9 protein-coding genes are annotated in these 9,256 nt (G+C 68.0%); 2 read left to right on the top strand and 7 right to left on the bottom strand.

Annotated elements, in window-relative coordinates; translation table 11 throughout:
• Positions 1-585, bottom strand: a 585-nt coding sequence (locus IT182_04360; GenBank protein MCC6162566.1) for a Rho termination factor N-terminal domain-containing protein, incomplete at its 3' end; no start/stop codon positions are given.
• Positions 586-879: 294 nt separating this feature from the next.
• On the opposite strand from IT182_04360, the gene IT182_04365 reads away from it, so the two are divergent.
• Positions 880-2,583: a glycosyltransferase family 39 protein gene (locus tag IT182_04365; protein ID MCC6162567.1), complete on the top strand. Its 1,704-nt coding sequence runs from the start codon at positions 880-882 to the stop codon at positions 2,581-2,583.
• Positions 2,584-2,608: 25 nt separating this feature from the next.
• On the opposite strand, the gene IT182_04370 is transcribed toward IT182_04365, so the two are convergent.
• The 6 genes from IT182_04370 to IT182_04395 are packed head-to-tail and all read right to left on the bottom strand — an operon-like array spanning position 2,609 to position 9,035.
• Positions 2,609-4,021 carry an FAD-binding protein gene (locus tag IT182_04370; protein MCC6162568.1) on the bottom strand — a complete coding sequence of 471 codons (1,413 nt, stop codon included), beginning with the start codon at positions 4,019-4,021 and terminating at the stop codon, positions 2,609-2,611.
• Between the two features lie 3 nt (positions 4,022-4,024).
• Positions 4,025-5,224 carry a pyridoxal phosphate-dependent aminotransferase gene (locus IT182_04375; GenBank protein ID MCC6162569.1) on the bottom strand — a complete coding sequence of 400 codons (1,200 nt, stop codon included), beginning with the start codon at positions 5,222-5,224 and terminating at the stop codon, positions 4,025-4,027.
• A 7-nt stretch (positions 5,225-5,231) separates the two neighbouring features.
• Positions 5,232-5,729, bottom strand: a complete 498-nt coding sequence (gene coaD / locus IT182_04380; protein ID MCC6162570.1) for a pantetheine-phosphate adenylyltransferase — start codon at positions 5,727-5,729, stop codon at positions 5,232-5,234.
• Positions 5,730-5,773: 44 nt separating this feature from the next.
• Positions 5,774-6,319 carry a 16S rRNA (guanine(966)-N(2))-methyltransferase RsmD gene (rsmD, locus tag IT182_04385; GenBank protein ID MCC6162571.1) on the bottom strand — a complete coding sequence of 182 codons (546 nt, stop codon included), beginning with the start codon at positions 6,317-6,319 and terminating at the stop codon, positions 5,774-5,776.
• Positions 6,319-8,418 carry an ATP-dependent DNA helicase RecG gene (gene recG / locus IT182_04390; protein MCC6162572.1) on the bottom strand — a complete coding sequence of 700 codons (2,100 nt, stop codon included), beginning with the start codon at positions 8,416-8,418 and terminating at the stop codon, positions 6,319-6,321. The genes rsmD and recG overlap by 1 nt, the downstream gene beginning before the upstream one ends.
• The gene (locus tag IT182_04395; GenBank protein ID MCC6162573.1) at positions 8,415-9,035 is read right to left on the bottom strand and encodes a hypothetical protein; all 621 of its coding nucleotides are present in this window, start codon (positions 9,033-9,035) and stop codon (positions 8,415-8,417) included. Before IT182_04395 ends, recG begins: the two co-directional genes overlap by 4 nt.
• Positions 9,036-9,128: 93 nt before the next feature.
• On the opposite strand from IT182_04395, the gene IT182_04400 reads away from it, so the two are divergent.
• A partial coding sequence (locus IT182_04400; GenBank protein MCC6162574.1) for a hypothetical protein occupies positions 9,129-9,256 on the top strand: 128 nt, incomplete at its 3' end.

Genomic DNA, 9,256 nt, shown 5'->3' on the forward strand with positions numbered 1-9,256 from the left:
CACGATCAGGTAGACCTCGGGGTTGTTCTTGGCGATCGAGTTGGCGAGCTTCTGCAGGAGGATCGTCTTGCCCGTGCGCGGCGGCGCGACGATGAGGCCGCGCTGCCCCTTGCCGATGGGCGTCATCAGGTCGAGCACGCGCGCCGAGAGGTTGTCGCGTGTGGTCTCGAGCGAGAAGCGCGCCTGCGGGTAGAGCGGCGTGAGATTCTCGAAGAAGATCTTGTTGCGCGCGAACTCGGGGGCCTCGAAGTTGACGGCCTCCACCTTGATCAGCGCGAAGTAGCGCTCGCCGTCCTTCGGCGGTCGAATCTGGCCACTCACCGTGTCGCCCGTCTGCAGATCGAACTTGCGGATCTGCGACGGCGACACGTAGATGTCGTCGGGACCGGCGAGGTAGTTGTAGTCTGGCGCGCGCAGGAAGCCGAAGCCGTCGGGCAACACTTCGAGCACGCCTTCCGAGAAGATGAAGCCGCTCTGTTCGGTCTGCGCCTTGAGGATCTGGAAGATCAGTTCCTGCTTGCGCAGGCCCGTCGCGCCGACCACGCCGAGATCCTGCGCCACCTGCATCAGTGACTGGATGCTCATCTCCTTCAACTGCCCGATGCGCAGGCTGGCTTCGCTGCCTTCGGGCGGGAGATCCACCGGCGGATCGTTGGCGACGTCGGGGATGTCGGTGACGGGACGACGCGGGCCCGAGGGACGTGGACCGCGGCGGCCGCCGGAGCGCTTCTGTGCTGGTGCCATGCTGTGTGACGAAGTGGAGAGGGTGCGGGACTCGCGGGGTGATCGCAGGACGCGCCATGCATGCGCGACACTCCCCGGAACCACGAGGTGAGGCCCGAGTATAGCTGAAAACCCCATGGTGTAGAATCCGGCAGCGTGTCGCGGCATGTCCTCATACTCGGCCTGGTCTGCTTCCTGACGTTCTTCGCGGGCCTGGGACGCGGCGCGATCGGCGATTCCGACGAAGCGTTCTACGCCGAAGCGTCGCGCGAGATGGTGACATCGGGCGACTGGCTGACGCCCTTCTACAACTACGAAGTTCGTTTCCAGAAGCCCATCCTCTTCTACTGGCTCGTCACCACGGCGTACAAGGCTGCGGGCGTCGGTGAAGCGGCCGCGCGCTTCCCTTCCGCGCTGGCGGGTCTCGGGCTCGCGATTCTCACCTACCTCGTCGGTCGTCGCTGGTTCGACGCCGGGACCGGATTCTTCGCCGCGACCGTCGTCGCGACGAGTTTCGGGTACTTCTCCATCGGGCGTCTCTCGCTGCCCGATCTGCCGCTGGCGTTCTTCATCGCCGCGGCCACGTGGGGTCTCATCGAGGCGATCGGATCGCCCATCGCGTCCACGGAATCCACGCGGGCCCGGCGACGACTGTGGCTGGTCTTCGCCGGCGTCATGATGGGGCTCGGCCTGCTCGCGAAGGGGCCCGTGGGGGTGGCACTGCCGGTGATTGCCGCGCTGCCCGTGTGGTGGAAGGAGCGTCGCGCACTCCCCGGCGAACAGGGCGCTCACCTGCCCGGTCTTCTCGACATCCTGCTCGTCGGCGGCATCGTGCTGGCGGTGGCCGCGCCGTGGTTCATCGCCATGGCGGATCATCACGGCCTCGCGTACATGCACCGGTTCTTCATCGGCGAGAACCTCGAGCGCTTCGCCACCGACCGCTACAACGAGCCGCGGCCGATCTGGTTCTACGTGCCGATCGTGCTTGGCGGCCTGATGCCGTGGTCGCCGTTCATCCTGCTGTGGCTGCCGACGTGGCGGCGCGTGTTTCGCCGCGAGCGCCTCGTCACGCGTGCCGAGTGGCGCGCCATCATCTGGGCGGCGGTGCCGTTCATCTTCTACTCGGTGTCGATCGGCAAGCAGCCCCGGTACATCCTGCCGATGCTGCCGCCGATGGCGCTCCTGCTGGCGAGAAGCGTTATCGCACGCTTACCCGATGACGGGCCCCTCACGACGACGCGTACCGGCCGCCAGACCGCCCTGGCGTGGTGCGGCACGTTGTGCGCCGTGCTGTTCTTCATCCTCGGCCTGCTCCTGCACCGCGCGCGGCCGCTGCTCTTCGTCCTCACGCCGTCGCTCGCGCTCGTGTGCACGAGCATCATCACGACGAGCGCGATTTCGGTGCTCGTCGCGAGCTGGAGCCGTCGCCGCTGGGCCCTGCCCGTGACGATGGCCATGGCGTCGATCGCCACGTTGCTGTCGCTGCACTACTCGGTGGCGTCGGCGGCCGATCTCGAACCCGTGCAGGTGATGGCGCGCAAGTACAACGTCGTCTACCAGGGGCACGAGCCGTCTGCCACCTACCGAGTCTTCGTCCGCAACCTGATCTTCTACACGGGCGTGAAGCAGACCGATCTGGTGCAGCCCGAGCAGGTCGTCGAGTTCCTGCGTCAGCCGCAGCGCGTGCTGTGCGTGATCACGCGCGACGATCTGGATCTCCTCACCGCGGAATACGGCCTGCACACACGCATGCTGGCCGAGGTGCAGTACTTCAATCCCGCCGGCGTCCGCCTGCGCACTCTCCTCTGGCCCGACCCGTCACGCGACGTCGAGACGGTGCTGCTCGTCACCAATCAGTAGCCGCCACACGTGTCAGCGGAGTTCCTTACGAAGGCAGGATTTTCCCCGGATTCAGGATGTTCAGGGGATCGAACGCAGCCTTGATGCGCTGCTGGAGCGCGATCTCGATGGGCGACAGTTCGAGACTCACGAACGGGCGCTTCGAGAAGCCGATACCGTGTTCGCCGCTGATCGATCCTTCCAGCGCCACGACGCCTTCGAAGAGCGTGCGTTCGGCGGCAGCCGCGGCGGCGACAGCAGCGGGATCGGCAGGGTCGAGCATCATGTTGACGTGGATGTTGCCGTCGCCGACGTGACCGAAGCACGGGATCCGCACGCCGGGTGACGACGCACGCAGCCGCTGAATCAACGCGAACAGTTCCGGCACCCGTCCCTTCGGCACCACGACGTCGTGGTTCACCTTGAGCGGGGCCAGCACGCGCAGCGAGAGCGAGAGCGCGCGGCGCACGCGCCAGAGTTCCTCGCGTATCTCGCGATCGGCGGCTACCAGCACTTCGCTCGCCCCGGCTTCGCGACACGCCACAGCCACGCGCCTGCCCTCCTCCTCCACGGCCTCGGCCAGCCCGTCGACTTCCAGCAGGAGCAGCGCCGCCGTCCCTTCCGGCGCCAGCGCACGTGTACCCTCGCTGCTCGCCACGGCGTCGAGCGAATCACCGTCGATCAACTCGAGCGCCGACGGCACGACGCGCGCGCGAATCAGATTCACTACGGCCTCGACAGCCGCATCGACGCTTGCAAACGTCGCGCGCAGCGTGACCTGCGCCGGCGGCAGCGGCACGAGACGCACGATCACCTTCGTGATGACGGCGAGCGTCCCTTCCGATCCCACCAGCAACTGCGTGAGGTCGTAGCCGACGACGTTCTTCACGCTCTTGCCGCCGGTCCTGATGATCTCGCCCGATGGCAGCACGGCTTCGAGGCCGAGGATGTAGCGCTTCGTCACGCCGTACTTGAACGCGCGCGGACCGCCCGCGCACTCGGCCACGTTGCCGCCGATCGTCGACGTGGGCAGGCTCGCGGGATCGGGCGGATAGAACAGGCCGACGGCTTCCACCGCCTGCTGGAGCACACCCGTCACCACGTGGCATTGGACAACGGCCAGCAGGTTGCGCTCGTCGACCTCCAGGATGCGATCGAGGCGCTGCAGCGCGAGCACGACGCCTCCCGACGTCGGCACGGCACCGCCCGTGTAGCCCGTGCCCGCGCCACGCGGCACCACGGGCACGCGATGCGCCGTACACGCGCGCAGCACGGCGGAGACCTCCTCCGTGCTCCCGGGAAACACCACGACGTCGGCGGGATGGCCCTTCCTCAGCGCGTCCGTGCCGTATGTCGCCCGCGACCCTGCGTCAACGCGCACGTGCTCGTCGCCGACAGCGGCGCGCAACTCGGCGACAAACGTCTCGGTGACGGCCCCGTATGGCTGTGACACGGCCATGGACTAGCGCGACTGATACGTGCCGGTGTCGATGTCGGCGATGAACGCCTGAAGCCGGCGCGCGGCCTCCTCCAGACGATCGATGGACGCGGCGTACGACAACCGGAAGAACCCCGGCGCATCGAACGCCTCACCGGCCGTGAGCACCACATGCCGATCTTCGAGCAGCGCCTGGCAGAACTCCGCGCTCGTGCGGAGGCCATCTGGCGACAACAACCCGGAGATGTCGACGAACAGATAGAACGCGCCCGCAGGCGTCAGGCATCGCAGGCGCGCATCGCTGCAGACGAGTGTCCTGATGCGATCCCGCCGCATCCGGTACTCGTCGAGCATGTCGGTGACGCACTGTTGCGGGCCGCTGAGCGCGGCCACGACGGCCTTCTGCGTGATCGAGCACGCATTGCTCGTCGAGTGGCTCTGGATGGCGTTGCACGCCGACACGACGGTCTTGGACGCCAGCAGCCAGCCGCACCGCCATCCCGTCATCGCGTACGCCTTCGATGCAGAGCCGGCGAGGATCGTCCGATCGCGCATGCGATCGCCGAGTACCTTCGGCAGGTTGTGCGGTACGGGATCGTAGATGAGCTTCTCGTAGCAGAGATCGAGGATCACCCAGATGTCGCGCGCCGCCGCAACATCGGCGATCGCGGCCATCTCCTGCTCGGTGACAAGCGCCCCCGTCGGATTGGCCGGCGAGTTGATCACGATCGCCCTGGTGCGCGGCGTGATCGCGTCGAGGAACAGCTGCGCGCGCAGCGCGAATCCATCCTCCGGCGACGCATGGACCACGACAGGTGTCGCGTCGGCGAGCTTGATCTGTTCGACGAGCGTCGGCCATCCCGGCGCATGCGTGATCACCTCGTCGCCGGGACCGAACACCGTGAGCGCCGCGTTCAGCAGCGCCTGCTTGCCGCCCGCGCAGACGATGACTTCCGACTCGTCGTACTCCACGCCGTAGTCCGCGCGATAGCGGTCGACGATCGCCCGCTTCACCTCGCTGCTGCCCGAGTTGGCGGTGTATCGCGTGTAGTTGGCGGCGATGGCCGCGTTGGCGGCCGCCTTCACATGATCGGGCGTCGGGAAGTCAGGTTCGCCGGCGCTGAGATCGACGACGTCGACGCCGGCCTGACGAAGTCGCTCGGCGGCGATGAACCCCTTCATGGTGGGAGACGAGGAGATACGCGACGTACGGGCGGCGAGCATGGGCGGATCAGACATCTGTCGAGGCGCGTCGGGCAGCGGCGCGCGCGAGAAGGGCCACGGCGGCCGGAGGCACGAACGCCTCGACGGACCCGCCGAGCACGTGAATCTGCCGGACGAGACTGGAACTGACGTGCGCCCATTCTGGCGCCGCCGCAAGGAGCACCGTCTCGAGCCTGGGCAGCAGCGCGGCGTTCATCCGCGCCATGGGCCACTCGTGCTCGTAGTCGGTCACCGAGCGCACACCGCGCACCACGGCCGTCGCGCCTGCGGCACGCGCGGCGTCGACGAGCAGGCCCTCGAAGGCCACCACGTTGACGCCCTGCAGGCCTGTCACGCACTCACGGACGAGCGACAGCCGCTCGTCAAGGGTGAGGAGCGGCGTCTTGCCGGGGTTGATCAGCACCGCCACCACCACGCCATCGAAGAGCGCGCGCGCTCTGACGATCACGTCGAGATGCCCGTTGGTGACCGGGTCGAACGAGCCTGCGACGAGGGCCGTACGCATGTCTGCCATCCCGCCGCATTATTCACGAACGCGCGCGGGCGTGCCTACTCCGGCTCGACGGCGTAGAACGTCAGGGTGCTGTCGCCCTGGCGAAGCTGACGCGTGCGCCGCACGGTTCCCACGACGTCGGGCGCCGCCAGCCGCGACGCATGTTCCAGCACGATCAGGCCGCCTGGCGTGACGTGCCGCGCACCGAGCGCCACCCACGGTTCGAGCGACGGCTGCTCGTACGGGGGATCGAGGAACACGATGTCGAAGCCTCCTCCGAACGTGGCCTCGGCGGACGCGAGCGCATCACGCCTGTCGATGACGTATCCGCTGTCGATTCCGCACGTACGGAGGTTGCCGGCAATCAACGCCGCCGCACGACGGTCGCGCTCGACGAAGGTGGCGGCAGCCGCCCCACGGCTCAACGCCTCGATTCCCACAGCGCCCGTCCCCGCGCACACGTCGAGCACACGCGCGCCTTCGATGCGCGGGGCGAGGACGTTGAACAGTGTCTCGCGCAGCCGATCGGACGAGGGCCGAAGGCCCGTCCATGTGGGGGCGCGCAGCACGCGCCCCTTGTAGGCACCGGCGATCACGCGCATCAGCCGACCTGCGCCAGGTTGAAGCGTCCCGTCCAGGCGGCGCGTGCCAGTCGCCGCGGCAGCGCGTCTGGTGGCAGCCGTTCGACAAGCGTGCGCGCGATCGCATGCGCGTCGGCCATGAGGTCCTTGTCGCGTCCGAGATCCCCGATGCGCAACGTCGGCATGCCGGCCTGACGCGTGCCGAACATGTCGCCAGGCCCGCGAATCGCCAGGTCGCGCTCGGCGATCACGAAGCCGTCCGTCGAGTCTGTCATCGCTTTCAGTCGCTCGCGCGCCGCGTCGCCGAGCGGACGCTCGAACAGCAGCACGCAGTAGCTCCGCTCCGCCCCGCGACCGACACGCCCGCGCAACTGATGCAGTTGTGCGAGCCCGAAGCGTTCGGCATGCTCCACCACCATGACACTCGCATTCGGCACATCCACGCCGACCTCGATCACCGTCGTTGTCACGAGGACGTCGATGCCGTGTGCGATGAACGCCTGCATCACGGCCTGCTTCTCCGCCGGTGCGAGACGTCCGTGCAGCAGGCCGACGCGCAGGCCCGCCAGCGGTCCGTCGCTCAACTCGCGCGCCATCGTGACGGCGGCGCGCACGTCGATCTTCTCGCTGTCTTCGATGACGGGCAGCACGACGTACGCCTGGCGTCGCTGCTCGACCTGTTCGCGCACGAACGCGTACGCCTCGTCGCGCCGCGTCTCGGGTCGCGCCGTGGTACGCACGGGCACGCGCCCCGGTGGCAGGTCAGGGATCACTGACACGTCGAGATCGCCGTAGGCCGTGAGCATCAGCGTTCGCGGGATGGGCGTGGCGGTCATCACGAGCACGTCGGGATGCCGCCCCTTCTCACGCAGCCGTGCCCGCTGCCCCACGCCGAAGCGGTGCTGCTCGTCGATGATGACCAGCCCGAGCCTGTCGAACACGGCGGGCGCCTCCAGTACCGCGTGCGTCCCGACGATGAACTGCGCCTCCCCCGAGGCGATCGCGGCAAGTGCCGTGCGACGCGCGACGCTGCGTTGACTGCCGGTGAGCAGCACCGATCGGAACGACGCGCCCGCCAGCCTCGCGGCGACAGTGCGCGCGTGCTGTTCGGCCAGCAACTCCGTCGGCGCCATCAGCACCACCTGCAGCCCGTTGGCCATCGCCACGACAGCCGCAATCAACGCAACGATGGTCTTGCCCGACCCGACGTCGCCCTGCAACAGGCGATTCATGGCCGTCGGTCGCTGCAGATCCTCGACGATTTCCTTGAGCGCCGTTCTCTGTCCCTTCGTGAGCGCGAACGGCAGGACCTGTCGCGCAAGCGCACGGATCTCGTCCGAGACGACGATGGTGTGCGGCTTTGCCGTGGTGGTGGCGCGCGCGCGTCTGTCGGCCAGCGCCACCTGGAACAGCACGAACTCTTCGAGGATGAGCCGCACCTGCGCCGGTGTGCGGAACGCGTTCAGCGTATCGACATCAGTGCCGTCCGGCGGGAAGTGCGCGTCGAGCAGCGCCTCGCGTCGCGACGGCAGGCCGCGCAGTCGACGCAGGTCGGCCGGTAGCGGATCGGTGATGGTCTCGGGCAACCGTTCGAGCGCGCGCGCAACGAGATCGCGCTGGAGCTTCGGCGTGAGCGGGCCGATGCGCTCGTAGATCGGCACGATACGGCCCGTGTGCACGCTCTCACCGTCCTGGACGGCACGCGCATCGACGAATTCGTACTGCGGACTCTGGAACTGTGCGCCCTGGCTGTTCCACTCCACCTTGCCGTGGAGCACCACGCGCTGGCCGGGGTGAAAGACCTGCGCGAGAAATCGTTGGTTGAAGAAGACGGCACGCGCGGTGCCCGTGCCATCGGCCACCGTCAGCTCGAAGACGGTGAAGCGCGGGCGGCGCGTCGGTTTCGCGTGCGTGTCGACGACGTCGCCGGCAATCGTGGCGATGCCGGGTCGCAGCGAGGCGATCGGCACGATGTGCCCGCGGTCCTCGTAGCGCAGCGGAAATCGCAGGAGCAGATCCTCGATGGTGTGCAGTCCCGCCGACGCGAGCGCCGCCCCGCGCGTCGGGCCCACTCCGGGCAGCGCCTCGAGCGGCGCCGACAACGGATCGGCCGCGCTCACTGCAGCACGGTGACCTTGCCCGGCTCGATGCGGAGTTCGCGGATCGAAGACGGGAGATCGAACGGGTCGTCGATGTTGACGTCGTACCTGGCGACCAGTTGCGAGACGACGGCACGCGGGAGCGGAATGCCGCCGAGTTCAGCCGACTCGAGCTGGAACCTGCCGCTGCCGTTCTCGGTGACGAGCCTGCCGCTCACCGTCGCTCCCAGCGTGCCCGAGAGCAGGCGCAGGGGATCGAAGCCGTTGTCGGCGGGACGACTCGCGTTCATCGCATCGATGTCGAGCGTGGTGGATGCGGACAGACGGTCACCGCCGATGATGCGCAGCGTGGGCGGCGCGATCCCCGGAGGGATCTCGCTCGTGAGGTAGTACGCCATGTAAGCATTCACTTCCCCTTCCTCGATCACCGTCGCCTGCGTCTCGAGTCGCGGAATGGCGCCGAAGCGCACGATCGCCTCCAGCTTCTGCTGCATCCTGTCGGCCGCCGCGAGGCTTCCCTGCGCGCCCCCCCCGCCGGCGCGCACGCCGGTACCCGCGATCGCCAGCGCGGCCGCGGCGAAGGCGCACGTGAGCCAGCATGTCCGCCGTGCGTGTCGGGATGTGAGCGTCGTACCCACCGAGCGTTTGGAGTCTAGCATCGCGTGTTTGGCCGGGCCGCTTGACTTTCGCTTTTTATTTGCATACGCTCCCACATCGTCGCACGGCCCGCGGTGGACGGCCGCCGAATCGGGTTCGCGCGTCAGGTTCCGGAGAGTGCCAACGTGCAGCCGCTCACGAAACGTCAGCGCGAGATCCTCGACTACCTCAACGACTTCATCCAGCAGCACGGGTATGCGCC

This window comes from Acidobacteriota bacterium, assembly GCA_020845575.1.
Lineage (GTDB): Bacteria > Acidobacteriota > Vicinamibacteria > Vicinamibacterales > Vicinamibacteraceae > Luteitalea.